Source organism: Methanomassiliicoccus sp. (assembly GCA_033485155.1).
Lineage (GTDB): Archaea > Thermoplasmatota > Thermoplasmata > Methanomassiliicoccales > Methanomassiliicoccaceae > UBA6.
Genome location: JAWQJJ010000015.1, coordinates 1 through 14,719, shown reverse-complemented (window position 1 = coordinate 14,719; position 14,719 = coordinate 1). Strand labels below are relative to the sequence as shown.

At 59.2% G+C, this 14,719-nt stretch carries 14 protein-coding genes and 1 tRNA gene; 10 read left to right on the top strand and 5 right to left on the bottom strand.

Features of this window, described 5'->3' with window-relative positions; genetic code table 11:
* From SA339_14225 to SA339_14195, 7 genes are all read left to right on the top strand, one after another.
* Window positions 1-1,427 (top strand): hypothetical protein (locus tag SA339_14225; GenBank protein MDW5564366.1); only part of this gene is annotated, 1,427 nt, incomplete at its 5' end.
* Window positions 1,428-1,489: 62 nt separating this feature from the next.
* A complete protein-coding gene (locus tag SA339_14220) occupies window positions 1,490-5,971 on the top strand; it encodes a DUF4011 domain-containing protein (GenBank protein MDW5564365.1) in 4,482 nt (1,493 codons plus the stop codon).
* A gap of 93 nt (window positions 5,972-6,064) precedes the next feature.
* The gene (locus tag SA339_14215) at window positions 6,065-6,427 is read left to right on the top strand and encodes a 50S ribosomal protein L18e (GenBank protein MDW5564364.1); all 363 of its coding nucleotides are present in this window, start codon (window positions 6,065-6,067) and stop codon (window positions 6,425-6,427) included.
* Window positions 6,428-6,432: 5 nt separating this feature from the next.
* The gene (locus tag SA339_14210; GenBank protein MDW5564363.1) at window positions 6,433-6,852 is read left to right on the top strand and encodes a 50S ribosomal protein L13; all 420 of its coding nucleotides are present in this window, start codon (window positions 6,433-6,435) and stop codon (window positions 6,850-6,852) included.
* A gap of 5 nt (window positions 6,853-6,857) precedes the next feature.
* A complete protein-coding gene (locus tag SA339_14205) occupies window positions 6,858-7,259 on the top strand; it encodes a 30S ribosomal protein S9 (protein MDW5564362.1) in 402 nt (133 codons plus the stop codon).
* A 6-nt stretch (window positions 7,260-7,265) separates the two neighbouring features.
* On the top strand, window positions 7,266-7,457 hold the full coding sequence (locus tag SA339_14200; GenBank protein ID MDW5564361.1) for a DNA-directed RNA polymerase subunit N: 192 nt from the start codon (window positions 7,266-7,268) through the stop codon (window positions 7,455-7,457).
* Window positions 7,458-7,496: 39 nt separating this feature from the next.
* Window positions 7,497-7,572, top strand: a tRNA-Pro gene (locus SA339_14195).
* A gap of 140 nt (window positions 7,573-7,712) precedes the next feature.
* Here SA339_14195 and SA339_14190 read toward each other — a convergent pair.
* The gene (locus SA339_14190) at window positions 7,713-8,480 is read right to left on the bottom strand and encodes a V4R domain-containing protein (GenBank protein ID MDW5564360.1); all 768 of its coding nucleotides are present in this window, start codon (window positions 8,478-8,480) and stop codon (window positions 7,713-7,715) included.
* A 155-nt stretch (window positions 8,481-8,635) separates the two neighbouring features.
* On the opposite strand from SA339_14190, the gene SA339_14185 reads away from it, so the two are divergent.
* Complete coding sequence (locus SA339_14185; GenBank protein ID MDW5564359.1) at window positions 8,636-9,850, top strand: FprA family A-type flavoprotein; 1,215 nt, start codon at window positions 8,636-8,638, stop codon at window positions 9,848-9,850.
* 295 nt (window positions 9,851-10,145) lie between these two features.
* Here SA339_14185 and SA339_14180 read toward each other — a convergent pair whose 3' ends face one another.
* From SA339_14180 to SA339_14170, 3 genes are all read right to left on the bottom strand, one after another.
* Window positions 10,146-10,916 carry an FkbM family methyltransferase gene (locus tag SA339_14180; GenBank protein MDW5564358.1) on the bottom strand — a complete coding sequence of 257 codons (771 nt, stop codon included), beginning with the start codon at window positions 10,914-10,916 and terminating at the stop codon, window positions 10,146-10,148.
* Between the two features lie 291 nt (window positions 10,917-11,207).
* Entirely contained in the window at window positions 11,208-11,378 is a 171-nt protein-coding gene (locus tag SA339_14175; GenBank protein ID MDW5564357.1) for a CxxC-x17-CxxC domain-containing protein, read from the bottom strand.
* A 179-nt stretch (window positions 11,379-11,557) separates the two neighbouring features.
* Window positions 11,558-11,704 (bottom strand): hypothetical protein, encoded by a 147-nt coding sequence (locus tag SA339_14170; GenBank protein MDW5564356.1) that lies wholly within the window; start codon window positions 11,702-11,704, stop codon window positions 11,558-11,560.
* A gap of 412 nt (window positions 11,705-12,116) precedes the next feature.
* Between SA339_14170 and SA339_14165 the strand changes: the two genes are divergently transcribed.
* Together SA339_14165 and SA339_14160 are read left to right on the top strand one after the other, a co-directional pair.
* On the top strand, window positions 12,117-13,544 hold the full coding sequence (locus SA339_14165; GenBank protein ID MDW5564355.1) for a hypothetical protein: 1,428 nt from the start codon (window positions 12,117-12,119) through the stop codon (window positions 13,542-13,544).
* A gap of 124 nt (window positions 13,545-13,668) precedes the next feature.
* Window positions 13,669-14,451, top strand: coding sequence for an ATP-binding cassette domain-containing protein (locus SA339_14160; protein ID MDW5564354.1), 783 nt, complete (start codon window positions 13,669-13,671; stop codon window positions 14,449-14,451).
* 141 nt (window positions 14,452-14,592) lie between these two features.
* On the opposite strand, the gene SA339_14155 is transcribed toward SA339_14160, so the two are convergent.
* Window positions 14,593-14,712 (bottom strand): hypothetical protein, encoded by a 120-nt coding sequence (locus SA339_14155; GenBank protein ID MDW5564353.1) that lies wholly within the window; start codon window positions 14,710-14,712, stop codon window positions 14,593-14,595.
* Window positions 14,713-14,719: the final 7 nt, after the last annotated feature.

Genomic DNA, 14,719 nt, shown 5'->3' with positions numbered 1-14,719 from the left:
CTCAGGGAAAGATGTATCAGAACTTCGGGCCGCTGAACAAGGCGGGCGGGGAGCGGCGTCTCAACGTTGCGATCACCCGGGCCAGGAAGCACGTGAAGCTCGTGGCCTCGATCCGGGCCGAGGACATCGAAGGCACCACTCCTGGAGCCGAAGCCCTGAGGGAGTACATCGCCTATGCCATGACCCACGAGCTGGGCGCCGATGCCCACGTCAGCGAGGAGAGTTCCGACCACCTCCAGGCAGAGATTCGCGCTTGGCTCGAGTCGAGGGGACTGGTCGTGGAGGAGCATGTGGGAAGATCGGTAGCTAAGATCGATTTGGCTGTGGCCGACCGCAACCGGCCTGGTAACTACGTACTGGGCATCCTCACCGATGGGGCATCCTATCATAAGGCAGGGAACGCCCGTGATCGAGAAAGGCTGCGCACCGAGATCCTCACCGGCTTGGGGTGGTCCATTCACCGGGTATGGTCACAGGAGTGGATCAAGGACCGGGACCGAGAGGGAGAGCGCATCCTGGCCGCCCTAGACAGGGCAAGGGCGGCAGCGGCGGAGAGAGCGCTCCGGGAGCAGGAGGGGGCGGCGCCAGTGATCGAGGCCGATATGCCCGATACCGCCGTTGTCCAGATCGGACCGATGGCCGACCTGCCGAGCGCGGCCTCCCCTGCCGCACCGGAGACCGCGGTGGCCTCCCTGTGCGAAACCTCGTTGTCTGCCGGAGAGGCGACGCTGCCGTCCCTCGGGACATCAGAGAGCGCTCCCGATCAGGCGACCGTCCTGCCGAGCGCGACCCAGGAGGGGGCGGCAAGCAAACCCAAGGCGGTGGAGGCAGGGACCTGCCTCACCTACTGCCGGGTCGACCTCGTCAGCATTCCCTCCCTGGTGGAATCCTACCGCAGCGATCCTTCGCGCACCCTCATCGAGGCCGCGGAGATCGTGGTCAGGACCGAGGGACCGGTGCACCAATCCGTGGTCAAGGACCGCATACGGGATCTGGTGGCGGCTTCCACAGGGAAGCGCCCGGGCAATCTGGACAAGGTAATCAAACAGACGGCCGCCTCGCTGGAGAGATATGGCAAGGTCAAAGTGGACGGCGAGTTCCTCTGGCCGACGGATAGGACCGAGCTCTCGGCGAGAAGGTGTGAGGACCACCGCCGCAATGTGGACCATGTCTGCGACCAGGAGATGGAAGCCATGGTGCTATCCCTGGTCCCGACCGACCGCCCAGTGAACCTCAGGGACCTGGCTAACGGCGTCTCCGCGCTCCTGGGATACAAGCGCCCGACCCCCTCCATCCGAAGCAGGGTGGAGAGGGCGGTGGATGCTCTCAGCAGCAAGGAGGCGGTGGTGTCGGAGGAAGAGCATGAAGCGAAGTGTGAGCCGTCCAAGGACGACGACGGCCCCGCCACCGAGCAGGCATGCCCGTGATCGCCCTCAAACCCCTTGGCCATACCTTTTTCACCTGTACCGCGTCTTAACCAGGGTACCCCATGGCATCATCCTCCGCACTTGATCGCAAGCTCGAGCACTGGCGGCAAAGCCTGCTGGACATGACCCTCCGCAATCGGCTGTTGAACTTCAAGCCCCGCTCGGCGATGAATATCGTCCAACCCGACGCCGGGAGCATATTCAACCGCCTGGTCAATGAAGAGCGCACCCTGACGGTGAGGGAGTCGGTGGAGGGGGACCGCCTGCCTCCCGGACAACTCGAGCTGGGGAAGGACGACATCTTGCCTACCTATGATCCCAAGGGGCCGGCAGACGGCCTTAGGAAGATGCGGCTCAAGGCCCGCGCCCACCTGCAGGAGCAGGGGGTGAATATCCTGTACATGACCTTCGGTCTGGTGCGGTGGTTTGACGGTGCAGAGAGCGAGGATGAGCTCCTTTCTCCCCTCGTTCTGGTGCCGGTAGAGCTGGTCAAGGAGGGCCCCCTGCAACCCTACAGGATACAGTCCATCGACGAGGAGGTAGTGGTTAACCCCAACCTGCAGTTCAAGCTGAGCACGGAGTACCACCTGTCACTGCCGGAATGGGTGGGCGAGGAGATGCCGCTGTCCGACCTCATGGCCAAGGCCAAGGCGGTCATATCGACCATGCCCCGGTGGAGCGTGGAGGAGCGCGCGTACCTGGGCCTATTCTCCTTCGCCAAGCTGAGCATGTACAAGGAGCTGTTGGATCAGCGGGAGAATATTGCCGCCCACCCCTTCCTGAACGCATTAGCCGGGGACCAATCCATGCTGCCGGTGAATCCCGAGTATCCCACGGCGGAGACCATGGACGCCATCGTCCGCCCAGCCGACACCTTCCAGGTGCTCGACGCCGATTCCAGCCAGCAGGAGGCCATTGAGATGGCCAAGCGGGGGATGAGCTTCGTGCTGCAGGGCCCCCCCGGCACCGGGAAGAGCCAGACTATCGCTAACATAATCGCCGAGGCCTTGGCCGCGGATCGCAAGGTGATCTTCGTGTCAGAGAAGCTGGCCGCGCTGGAGGTGGTGAAGAAGCGCCTGGACGATCGGGGGCTGGGCGACTTCGTCCTGGAGATGCACAGCAGCAAGGCCAGCAAGGTAGCGGTGATGGATGAGCTGCGTCGGAGCCTGCTGCCCCTGCCGCTCGAGGCGGTATCTATGGATGACCTCCATCGCCTGGAACGGGTGAGAGCGGACCTCGACGGTTATGTCGATGCTCTCCACCAGCCCCGGGGGGCGATGGGGCGCTCAGCGTTCTACGTGCACGGCCGCCTCGCTGCGTTGGCGGGCCAGTCGGAACTGCCGGTCCCGGTGCCCGATGCCCTGGCCCTCAGCCTCGCCGACCTTGACGAGCGGCTCAAGCTGGTGAGGCGAGTGGAGAGCATACGAGCGGCCGTGGAGGGAATGGACCAACACCCTTGGAGGGATCTGCGCCAGACAGGCTGGAGGCCGGGCAGCGAGGTAGAGGTGGGAACGGCCCTACGGGCACTGAGGGACTCCCTGGCCCGCCTCATCGAGCGGTGCGGAGGCCTCGGGGGAGGATTAGGGCTGGAGAGAGCGAGGGACCTCGAGGAGGTGAGGCGGCAAGTGGATCTCGTAAGGCGGGTTATCGGGAGCCCGGGCCCCGAGGCCACGTGGCTGGCCCCCGGGCGATCGGAGATGCTGCTGCAGGGGATCGGCGTGCTGCAGGATCTCTACTCCCGGCGGGCGTACGACCTCCGGTGGTTGAGCGCCAGCTATGCCGACAAAGTGCTGGCCCTCGACGCTCCGACCCTTTCTCTTCGGTTCGACGGGGTGTACCGCACCCCCCTCCGGGCGCTCAACGTCCAGTACCGGTCAGACCTGTCCGCCCTGCAGCAGTGCCGCAAGGACGGTAAAAGGCTTGGATACCCGGAGGCCGCCGCCGACCTCCGCCGACTCGCTGCCTTTGCCGACCTGTCCCGGCGCGTCCTGGCGGCGGAAGATGCGATGAGGGCGGACCTGGGGCCACGGTTCAGGGAGGAGTCCACGGACTGGGGCGAGGTCACCGACAGCCTGCGATGGACCTCCCGATTCATGGCCGAGGCGGGCCAGCCGCTCTCCGCGCCGTTGAAGGCAGCCCTCGCCGACCGCAGCGGAGGGACGAGGGAACTGGCGGAGGCGGCGGAGGAAGCGAGAGCGGAGCTGGATGAGGTCACTCGGGCCTTCGACTGGATGGAGCGAACGTTTGTCGTTGGGGACGCCGGGACGCTGGGGGCCATGCCCTTCGAGCGCATCGATGCCATGATCGCCGACCACCTGGAGGCACTGCCTTCGATCAAGGAGTGGATCGAGGTCTCCGCCCTCGACAGGACCTGCCGGGAGAGAGGACTGGGGGGGATCATCGACCTGGGGCGCAGGAAGCAGCTCCCCGTCGGCGATCTGGTGGGCGCCTACGAGAGGAGATTCTTCAAAGCTTGGTTGGACCAGGTCTACGCCGAGGACCCTCATCTCCGCGACTTCCGCAGCGACGAATATGCCCAGACCATCGCCTTGTTCCGGCGACTGGACGAGAGGCAGATGGACATCGCCCAGAGGCGGTTAAGGAACCTGCTGAGCTTGAGGAGAGAGGAGGCCTTGAGACCTCAGGGCCCGTACTCGAACGAGGTGGGCGCTCTGCGCCACGAGGCGGCCAAGAAGAAGCGGTTCAAGCAGATCCGTCAGCTCTTCCAGGAGTGCCCCCATGTCATCCTGGCGCTGAAGCCTTGCCTCCTGATGAGCCCCCTGTCGGTCAGCCAGTACCTTGACCCGGACGCCGTGCGCTTCGACCTGGTCATCTTCGACGAGGCCTCCCAGGTCCGACCGGAGGATGCTATCGGGTCAATAATGAGAGCCAAGCAGGTCATCGTGGTCGGGGATAACAAGCAGCTTCCGCCGACCTCCTTCTTCCGTGGCGAGGCGGAGGACGAGGACGATCAGGTCGAGGACCTGGAGAGCATCCTAGACGAGTGCTCGGCCCTTAACATCAAGCAGCACATGCTGCTGTGGCACTATCGCTCACGAGATGAGTCGCTGATCGCCTTCTCCAACAGCCGCATCTATGACGGCCGGCTGTACACCTTCCCTTCGCCGAGGAGGGAGGACGGAGAATGGGGAGTGACCTTCGTCCACGTGCCCGACGGGACCTATGACCGGGCGGGTACGAGGACCAACGCGGCGGAGGCGAGAAAGGTGGCAGAATTGGTGTTCGAGCATTTCAGCCACTCCCCCGACCGCTCCCTGGGCGTGGTGGCGTTCAGCGAGGCTCAGCAGCTGGCCATCCTCGATGAGCTGGAGGCGAGGCGGAGGGACAGTCCGGAGTTCGAGAAGTACTTCGCTGAAGGTGACATGCAAGAGTTCTTCGTCAAGAACCTCGAGAACGTCCAGGGTGACGAGAGGGACGTCATGATCTTTTCCGTCGGCTACGGAAAGGATGCTCAGGGAAAGATGTATCAGAACTTCGGGCCGCTGAACAAGGCGGGCGGGGAGCGGCGTCTCAACGTTGCGATCACCCGGGCCAGGAAGCACGTGAAGCTCGTGGCCTCGATCCGGGCCGAGGATGTTGATGGCTCCTCCAGCACCGGGGCAAAGCTGCTGCGGGACTATCTGGCGTACGCCGCCAGCGGAGGGAGCCGGGAGGTGCTGCAGGCTGGCCAGGAGCGAAGATACGCACCGGCGATGGACTCGCCGCTGGAGGACGACATCCACCGGGCGTTGACCGCCGAAGGGATGAGAGTTCAGCGATGGATCGGCTGCTCAGGGTACCGCATCGATTTGGCGGTTGAGGATCCCACTCAGCCGGGAGCGTTCCTCCTGGGCATCGAGAGCGATGGGGCATCGTACCGCTCCGGCCGGACCGCCCGGGACCGCGAGCGCACCCGGAAGGCCATCCTCCAGGGTCTGGGATGGAACCTCCACCGCGTCTGGTCGGGGGACTGGACCACGGACCGGGAGGGAGAGGTACGTAAGATCAGAGCGGTCCTGGACTCCATGGAAGCAAGGGCCGAGAAGGACATCTTCGAAACTCCGCAGCAGGCGGAGAAAGATACATTCCGACCGGCTTTATTGGAGCTGGTGAAGGCCCAGGGACCGGTGCACCGTGACGTGGCCAAAGACATCTTGGACGATCACATGCACCGGCCGGAGGATATCGAGCGGGCGATGTCCGAGAACCTCTTTGCCCTCTCCCGGGAGGGTCTGGTGGAGGTCAGGGACGGGTTCATATGGCCAGCCCAGCTGACCACGCCTCCGGTCCGCGGACCCATCAGTCGTGAGCCGATGGAGCTGGACCGGGTATCGCTAGAGGAGATCGGTGAGGCTGAACTGTACCGCATGGGCGAGAGCCAGGAGATGACCAGAGGTCAGATCATCGAACGCACCGCAACGTTCTATCGTCACGATAGCCTGACAGAGAGGTCCAGGGAACGATTGGAGCTAGCTCTAGACCTGCTCTTAAGGTCCGGGCGGTTGGTGGATCGTGGACGGGATGTGCTGCGCAGGGCCAGATGACCGCTGGAACAGCAACGCAAGAGCTATGGGACGAGAGAAAGTTTAATTAATACCTGCCTATTAGTGGCCTTGCTCAATGTCGAGGGAGTCAGAATGAAGAAGACAGTAAAGACGGACCCTAACCTGGTGGCCCTCATCAGCGACCTGAAGAGGGAGTCCCGGGAGAAGGACACCGCCATCTGGCGAGACATTGCTCTGCGCTTGGAGAAGCCCAGCAAGAACTGGGCCGAAGTCAACCTGAGCAAGTTGGAAAGGTATGCGAACGAGGGCGATGTCATCGTCGTCGCCGGCAAGGTACTGGGCGCCGGGAGCCTAAAGAAGAAGGTTACCGTGGCCGCGTTCAAGTTCTCCGAATCCGCTTCGGCGGCGATCGAGAAGGCCGGTGGCAAGAAGATGACCATCACCGAGTTGGTCGCCGATAACCCGTCCGGTAACGGCGTCAGGATCATGGGGTGAGTAAGATGGCCATTGTGATCAACGCGGAAGGCCACATCCTTGGTCGGCTCAGCACCAACGTCGCCAAGCGCCTCCTGAACGGAGAGGATGTCGTCATCGTCAACGCCGAGAAGGCGATCATCACCGGCAACCGGGACGATGTGTTCGAGAACTACACTGCCAAGTACAAGAGGGGTAAGCAGATCAACGGGCCGTTCTTCCCCAAGAGGGCCGACCTGATTCTCAAGCGGACCGTGCGCGGCATGATCCCCTTCAAGACCTCCCATGGCAGGGAAGTTTACAGGCACCTCAAGGTGTTCGTCGGTGTGCCCAAGGACATGGCAGCTGCCAAGATGGAAAAGGTGGAGAACGCTACCAACCTGTGGACCGACAAGTATGTCACCCTAGGCGAAGTGGCTGAGCACCTGGGATCGAGGCTGAGGTGAATTAGATGGCAGATGTGGTTAACACCAGCGGCAAGAGGAAGGAGGCCGTGGCCCGGTGCGTCGTGAGCACCGGTACCGGCAAGGTCAGGATCAACAACGTCCCGATCGAGATCTTCACTCCCGAGCTCGCCCGCCTCAAGATCATGGAGCCCATGGCCCTTGCTGGCGACAAGGCCTTCAAGGTCGATGTCTCCGTGAACGTCGCGGGCGGCGGGTTCATGGGCCAGGCCGAGGCATCGCGCACCGCGATCGCCAAGGGCCTAGTGGACTTCCTCAAGGACGAGGAACTGGAGAAGCTGTTCAAGGACTATGACCGCTCGCTTCTGATCAGCGACCCCCGCAGGAAGCTTCCGAAGAAGCCCCTGGGACGCGGCGCCAGGAAGAAGAGGCAGAAATCCTACAGGTGAGCAGACATGATCATCCCAGTACGGTGCTTCACTTGCGGCAAGGTCATAGGGGGCGTCTATCAGACGTACCTCAAGCGGGTGCAGCTGGGGGAGGACCCCCAGCAGGTGCTCGACGACCTGGGGCTACAGCGCTATTGCTGCCGCCGCATGATCGTCGCGCACGCTGACCTCGTTGACGAGGTCATCCCGCTGGGCTGAAACATTAATAAACCTCTTCGCTTTAACCCCTTTATCCACGGGTCTGTGGGGTAGCTTGGTATCCTTCCAGCTTGGGGTGCTGGTGACTCCGATTCAAATTCGGACAGACCCACCATCTTTTCCTTATCACTTCACATAGCAGCGGAGCTTTAGTCCCCTTGAACATGGGAAGGGAAGAGGTTGATCGTCTAGCCAAGAGCTATTTCTCACGAACACTGGATCATCGAGACTTGGATATGGCACGATCAGGGCGATTCATGCCACCTTCCGTACCTCGAACCGGCAGTGGTCGTCGCCCATAGCATAGCAGTGTGTCTCGACAGCGCTCATCTTGGAACCGAAATGGTCCGAGAACACGCTTTCCAGGATGCCGGAGTCGAAAGCACATGCTGGCCGACCCAGTGGGGGGAGATCTTGACATTCGTAGCAATCGTAGATACGAATGTTCAGCGGCTCGATACTCTCCACCTCGATCCGACCAAGACTCTGAGCCTTCCAAAAGGCGGCCAGGTTATCGATGAGGCCGTCCAGCTCAGGATCGGCTACTTGGCGGTACAGCGCCCCGCCCATCTTCATACCCGCGTCGTGGAGCACCGGGTCGATGTCTATGCCCTCATCGAGCAGCGATATCCTGAAGGTTCGGAACATGAGGCGGAAGAAGGTGAAAGGATCACCGGCGCCGAGGGCATAGCTGGATATGTACGCCTCCATGTCCCGGTCCACCTTCTTCCTCTTGGACAAGCGCCCGAGATAGCTTGACCTGATGAAAAATATCTTCTTCCTGGCGTCATCGGGATCCTCCCTGGATCCGATAATCCCATCCTCGGTCAGGCCCTTGAGATGGACTGAGATCGTGGACTTAGCCTTGCCCAGGGCGGTAACCAGCTCGTCGAAGCTCATCTCACGCTTGAGAAGCATGGCGAGTATGTCCATGCGGACCTGGCTGTTTACTGTCTTTATCCCCCCGGGGGTGGAGAACATATCTGCTACCCGGTCTGCCTGCCGTCCTCGCTTCGCCATCATCCAATAGTTTGAATCGCTTATGATTACATATAATTTCTGTTCGTAATATCCTGAATGTTCGTAACTTATCGAACAATACCAAAGATACAAATATCATGTTCGCAATTAACAAAATGTTCGTATAATGCCGAACAAATAGACATGAGGTAAAGAGCATGAAGGCGGTGGAGATTGTCAAGGGAGTGTACTGGGTAGGGGCTATCGACTGGAACATCCGCGACTATCACGGGTATACTCTGCCAGGGACGACGTATAATGCCTACTTGGTGGTGGGGGACAAGATCGCGCTTATCGACAGCGCCTATCCTGGCTTCGATGAGCAGGTCATCGAAAGGGTCCGGTCGGTGGTCGATCCCCAGAAGATTGACTACATCATCGGCAACCATGTGGAATTGGATCACTCGGGGACACTGCCGGCCCTCACCAAGATGCTGCCCGGCGTCCCCATTTGCTGCACGGCTAAGGGTAAGGCCGGTTTCCTGAGGCACTATGATGCTCAAGACTGGAACTTCAAGGTGGTTAAGAGCGGGGAGACCCTGGACCTGGGAGGAAAGACCCTGGCCTTCCTGGAAGCACCTCTCCTGCACTGGCCCGACAGCATGTTCACATACTTGGTGGAAGAGAAGATACTATTCCCCAATGACGCCTTCGGTCAGCACATCGCCTCTTCGGAGAGGTTCGATGACGAGCTGGGCCGGGACGAATCGCTGAAGCAGGCCAAAAAGTTCTATGGCAACTTGATCGTTCCCCTGGCCCCCCGTGTGCTGAAGAAACTGGATGAGGTTGGTTCGCTGGGCCTCGATGTGAATATGATCGCCCCCAGCCATGGAGTCATCTGGCGCTCTTATGCAGGGGACATCCTGAGTTCATACATCAAGTGGAGCAAGGGCGAATCGAAGAACAAGGTGACCATTGTTTACGATACCATGCATGGCTCCACCGGCAAGATGGCTCAGGCCTTTGCCGAGGGAATCATGCAGGAGGGCGTTGAGGTCAAGGTATGTCTCCTGAAGGATGGTAAGACCGAAGGGACCCACCGCAGCAACATCATGGCTGAGATCCTCGATTCCAAGGCTGTGCTCGTCGGGTCCCCCAACCTTCAAGGCCAGCTATATCCATCGGTAGCGGACTTCCTAGCCTACCTGAAAGGGTTGAAACCTGGAAAGCTCGGCCAGAAGAAGCTGGGTTTCGCCTTCGGTTCCCATGGTGGGAGCATGAGCGCAATCAAGGCAATCACCGCTGACCTTCGGTCGGCGGGCATTGATGTGGTCAATGATGGTCTTGGGGTCAACTACAGGCCTGACGAACGGGAGATCCGACAGTGCACGGAAATGGGCAGGGAGCTTGCCCAGAAGGTCAAAGCCATGTAAGCCTTGGGGCAGCTCTAGAGCGCCCCTCATCTTTTTTTATTTTAAGCAGGTGGAACCGCCCTACGAAAAGAGCGGACGTGTAACTTAACTTGATATCAAAACCTCCATTTCAGATGGAAAGGCATTTAAGCAATACCATACATCGTAGCCATAGCATCCGAAAGCGTCGTGTCCCGGTTGCGGGGCTGCCTGAACGGCAAACGGGGCTTTCAGGTGTACAATTATTCTCATCTATCTCTGCATCGGCCCCTTACGCTCATGCACCTCATGAGCTGACCCGGCAAGAGTCAGCCGCTCAGGGATGGGCCAGGAAGTAGTAGTTCGTCACGTTGTCGAACTGGTCCACGAAGCTCTCTCTATCCAGGGAGGGCTCGCCCTTCAACCAGTCCTCCATGATCGATATCTCCAGACCGCAATCGTCCACCAGGAGATCGTATACCTGCTCGGGCAGGACCTCGTAGTAATCGGCAGCCCCCCGCCCGTGCTCAAAGACGATGAAAGGACGGGTCCGCTCCAGCGTCTTCCTTCCTCCCTGGACCACCAGGTACTCCGCTCCCTCGACGTCGATCTTGACGAACTGTAGTGGGCGGTCCTCCGGATAGATGTCATCCAAGGTCCTCGTCCGCACCGTTATCTCCCGGATGATCGGTTCTCCGAAGTCGTAGTGCCGCCGGCGAAGGCCAGAGTACCCGGGGTTGTTGGTGACCAGCTGGAAGGTCGAGGTTCCAGTCATGTTGGAGAGGGCACACTCGTGGACTTCAACCTGCGGGTATTTCTCCTCCAGCCGGCTGGCCAGTTCGGGAATGGGCTCTATTGCTATATGGTTCCCCTGTGGCGCGAACTTCAGCATGTCCTTGAGGAAGACGCCTTCATTGGCCCCCACGTCGAGGCAATTGGAATCCCTCTTCAGCACCTGAGACATTATCTTCCGAGCCTGCTTGTCATAGTAGAAGTTAGGGTCCTGGGTATAATAGCTGTATACTAGACTGTACGCATTCCTGACCGGCCCCTCGAATGGCTTGCCGGTTATCATGTCATTGAGGCGTCGGCGTATCGTCGGTGTCACCCCGGCTCCCTTGTCAAGCAGGGTTAAAAAAACTTTCTCCCAATTGATAACACTTGGTGAGATCTAGATGAGCGAGGGGGGCGAGGACGGAGACACTGGCTATCGCCAAGGGGAAGCTATTATTGGAATGATCATTCGCCTCAACGTATAATAATCGTGGAAAATGTCTGCGGGGCGAAGTCACTAAGGCCCATCTCATCGAATGCAGGGCCGAGACGAACGCGAGATGAGGATACGATCTTTCAGAACAGGATAAGTTAAGGGATTGAGAAAGGGTTTTAAGGGACGGGTTTAGAACCTGTCCTTCGGCTTGTGCTTCTGGAAGCAGTCCCTGCAGTAAACCGGCCTGCCCTCGGTCGGCTTGAACGGTACCTGGGTCTTGGCTCCACAGTCGGAGCATACTGCGTCATGCATTTCACGGGGTTCGCGGCTGTAGCCGCCCTGTCTCTTGTTTCCGTACATTACTATACCTACTTGTCCCTCCCACCCTTGCGGATGCTCGGGAGCAGTTGAACCATGATGTTCAAGTATTTGAGTTATCCGGCTCAAAGGCCCCCACAGGCGAAGGAAAATGAGGCATCGAGTAGAAATATTGGAAATGGGAAGGCGGAAGACCCGCGGTTCCCTATATAGAAAAGCGATTATGCGGCCAAACCTTCGAAGAGGCTCTTGACTTCCGGAGTCAGTTCTTCTCGCCTGATGGAGTATGCCGCCCTCAGGTAAGGGATGGCCTCGGGGACGACACTGAGCTTCTGCTTTCCGCCCTCCGTCCTTACCTCCACCTTCATCCTGTTCGCCAACCAGGTGTCTGCGCACAGGTTTCGAGCGGTATCGCAGAGCAAGTCAAGCTGCGGCCCATACCCTGCAGTCGCGCCAGCCGGCGCGCCGTGTCCACTCACATGGTCTCCAGGTGAGCCTCCTAGGGCCCGCCTGATCCGGTCCATTAGTCCTACCTTGGCCAGAACAACACCGGACTTCCGAAGGAAGGGCCTATAATTAGCCTTTGGTCCTATCTCAAGAGAATAGACGAACTATCGCAGCCAACCCACAAAAGGGTGGGTAATCCCCATGACGTTAAAACACCCGAGCGACCGCGGGATCGGCGGCGGATGGCTCTAATTATTATCGCATTTGATCTCATTATTGAAATTGAATATTAGATGATCGATTTTATGATAGGTAACACAACTATTCCCGCTCATGGCATCTAAAGCCCGTTTAGCCAAGCCACTTGTGGCGATCGCTCTGGTCGCCATGATGACGTGTGCAATCTTCATTTCCGTGTTCGCCACGACCAACGCTCAAGCGAGCTTCGCTACCTTCGAGAAGGGCGACAAGTTCGCGTTGAAGGGAGAGAAGGACTTCAGTCTGGGCTATTATTCGGTAAACCAGCTGTTCGCCTTTGGAAACGACGAGACCTGGCTCCGGGACGCTACCGTCGATAACGCTAGCCTTAACGGCTACATGAGCTCGGCGATGGTGTACGAGGTCATCGACGTGACCGCCGACGAGTATGTCATGAAAATCGTAACCGCCCAGAATGTTTCTATGAGTGTTCAGCTGCTCCTCACCGGAGAGCTCGTCGACACTGGCAGCTATATCACCGATTGGGATGAGGGATATTCCACCAACCCCAACGGGTTGATGAACATCAGTGAGGCCACTGCTCACCTCGACACCTTCGGATTCGACGCCAAGCTCGTTGCTGGGTCAAACGCGACCTACATCGTGCACATGCAGAAGAGCGATATGGCCATCAAGTCGGTGGATATGGTCTCCAGCACCTATGCTCGCGGCCACCTTAGTACATACAACTTCCCCAACACCACCACTGATTCCGACAGCGACAATTCGATCGAAACCATGAACGTCACCTCCTACCAGTCACTCAACGGCAATATCACCATGGACCTGGAGATGACCGGGCAGATGACCTTCGATCCGTACGTTGCCATGGTCAAGGATGCCCCGGCCGAGGGCAGCAACTGGGAGACCGAGACCTACGTCAACGGGACCTTCAACTGGACCGGCCTGCTGGACGTTACCGGCCTGCCTGATAGCGTCACCGACGAGATCTTCACCGATGACGCGGCGGAGCACGGCATTACTGGGTTCCCCATAGACCTGGCCAAGTATCACAATTCCGATGCTGACCTGGCTATCGACAACGGGACCGCCAAGATCGTTGCCGAACATGCGCATTTCGAGTTCAGCAACCTTGGCAACGAGGTTGTGAACGATCCGGTCTACGGCAACATCACCATCTACCGCATGGGATTCAACAACGCCACCAAGGACAACTATCTCGAGGCCTGGTATTACCCGGCAAAGGGCTGCCTGGTGGGCATTGAGCTGAACTACCCCATACAGAAGATAGCCAAGCTCCACCTGGACATGAAGACCGTGGCCACCGCTGACGCCGAGAAGTCCATAACTGCAATCTCTGACCAGGTCAACGGCAAGAAGGCCTACGAGGAGGTCAACGCGGTGACGGATGTCGACGCTTCCTCTTCCTCCAACAGCCTCTCGGACCTCCTGCCGATCATCGGCCTGATCGCCGTAGTTCTGGTCGTGGTGGTGGGCGCGGCCTTCTTCCTGCTGAAGCGCAAGGGCAAGCCTAAGGCGTAAGCAGAAGAGCGAACGAAGGCCCCTAAGGGCCTCACCTTCCCTCATTTTCTTTATCATCCAACTTTTCGGCCGCCTCCACTGCCCACCCGGCACGGGATAAATACGCCCTGGTTGATGGGGGTTCGTGTCCAAGCCGTTAGTCGAGATGTGCAGAGCATCGGTGGTCAAGGGACGCTCGGTGATCCTCAGGGATGTTGATCTGCGGATCGAGCAAGGAGAGCGCATTGCCATCTTGGGACCCAATGGCTCGGGTAAATCGTCGCTCATCAAGCTAATGCTCGGGGAGTTCCGTCACGATACCTCGGGGGAAGGGTCGTTCGTCCGCATCCGGGGGGAGGAGCATTTCTCCCTGTTCGATGTCCGGATGGCATTTGGCCTCGTGTCCGGGGACCTGCAGCACGACTTCCGGCGGAGCATGACCGTAACCGAGGTCGTGCTCTCCGGCTTCTTCGGCTCGATAGGCACCAATCGCTCCCAGAAGCTGACCGAGGAGATGGAAGAAAAAGCCATGGTGGCTCTCTCACAGGTGGGGTCCGGCCATCTCTCCTCGAGGACGATGGCCACGCTGTCGACCGGAGAGGCCCGAAGAGTCCTAATGGCTCGAGCCTTGGTCAACGAGCCCGAGGCCTTGATCCTGGATGAGCCGATGAACTCTCTGGACCTGACCGGGAAGCATATCGTGCGAGAGGCCATGCGCTCGCTAGCCCAAAGCGGACGGACCCTGGTACTTGTCACCCACGATCCGTCGGATATCATCCCAGAGATACGGCGGGTCATCCTCATGAAGGATGGGCAGGTATTCAGGGATGGCGGTATCACTGAGCTGGAGGAGCGGAACCTCACCGAGCTATATGGTGTGTCAGTACGTATGACCAAGATCGATGATCGGTACTTTGCGTGGTCCTGAGGACACCAGACGTTGCGATCTGTTTGGAACGGAAGAAAACTGGCCGTCTCGATAAACTATTGGATCAATAACCTTGCTCATAGATATAACATAAAAAGGTGAGGGAAAGGGTTTGAGTGGTTTCCCTGGACGCGAACCTGTTTAGAGCTCGTAGTTCTTGGGGTTGAAGGCAGGTACGTTCTTGTACTCCTTCAGCGCCCAGTCGACGAACTTGCCTTCCTCGGACGGGAGGGAGTTCAGGTCGGTGAGCATCTTGTTCAGGGTGTCC

Bases quoted from the DNA above. Each gene is read 5' to 3' on its own strand.
- SA339_14170 (MDW5564356.1), bottom strand. From the start codon at position 11,704: ATGAAGGTGGAGGTAAGGACGGAGGGCGGAAAGCAGAAGCTCAGTGTC.
- SA339_14215 (MDW5564364.1), top strand. From the start codon at position 6,065: ATGAAGAAGACAGTAAAGACGGACCCTAACCTGGTGGCCCTCATCAGC.
- SA339_14175 (MDW5564357.1), bottom strand. From the start codon at position 11,378: ATGTACGGAAACAAGAGACAGGGCGGCTACAGCCGCGAACCCCGTGAA.
- SA339_14200 (MDW5564361.1), top strand. From the start codon at position 7,266: ATGATCATCCCAGTACGGTGCTTCACTTGCGGCAAGGTCATAGGGGGC.
- SA339_14190 (MDW5564360.1), bottom strand. From the start codon at position 8,480: ATGATGGCGAAGCGAGGACGGCAGGCAGACCGGGTAGCAGATATGTTC.
- SA339_14185 (MDW5564359.1), top strand. From the start codon at position 8,636: ATGAAGGCGGTGGAGATTGTCAAGGGAGTGTACTGGGTAGGGGCTATC.
- SA339_14165 (MDW5564355.1), top strand. From the start codon at position 12,117: ATGGCATCTAAAGCCCGTTTAGCCAAGCCACTTGTGGCGATCGCTCTG.
- SA339_14210 (MDW5564363.1), top strand. From the start codon at position 6,433: ATGGCCATTGTGATCAACGCGGAAGGCCACATCCTTGGTCGGCTCAGC.
- SA339_14220 (MDW5564365.1), top strand. From the start codon at position 1,490: ATGGCATCATCCTCCGCACTTGATCGCAAGCTCGAGCACTGGCGGCAA.
- SA339_14205 (MDW5564362.1), top strand. From the start codon at position 6,858: ATGGCAGATGTGGTTAACACCAGCGGCAAGAGGAAGGAGGCCGTGGCC.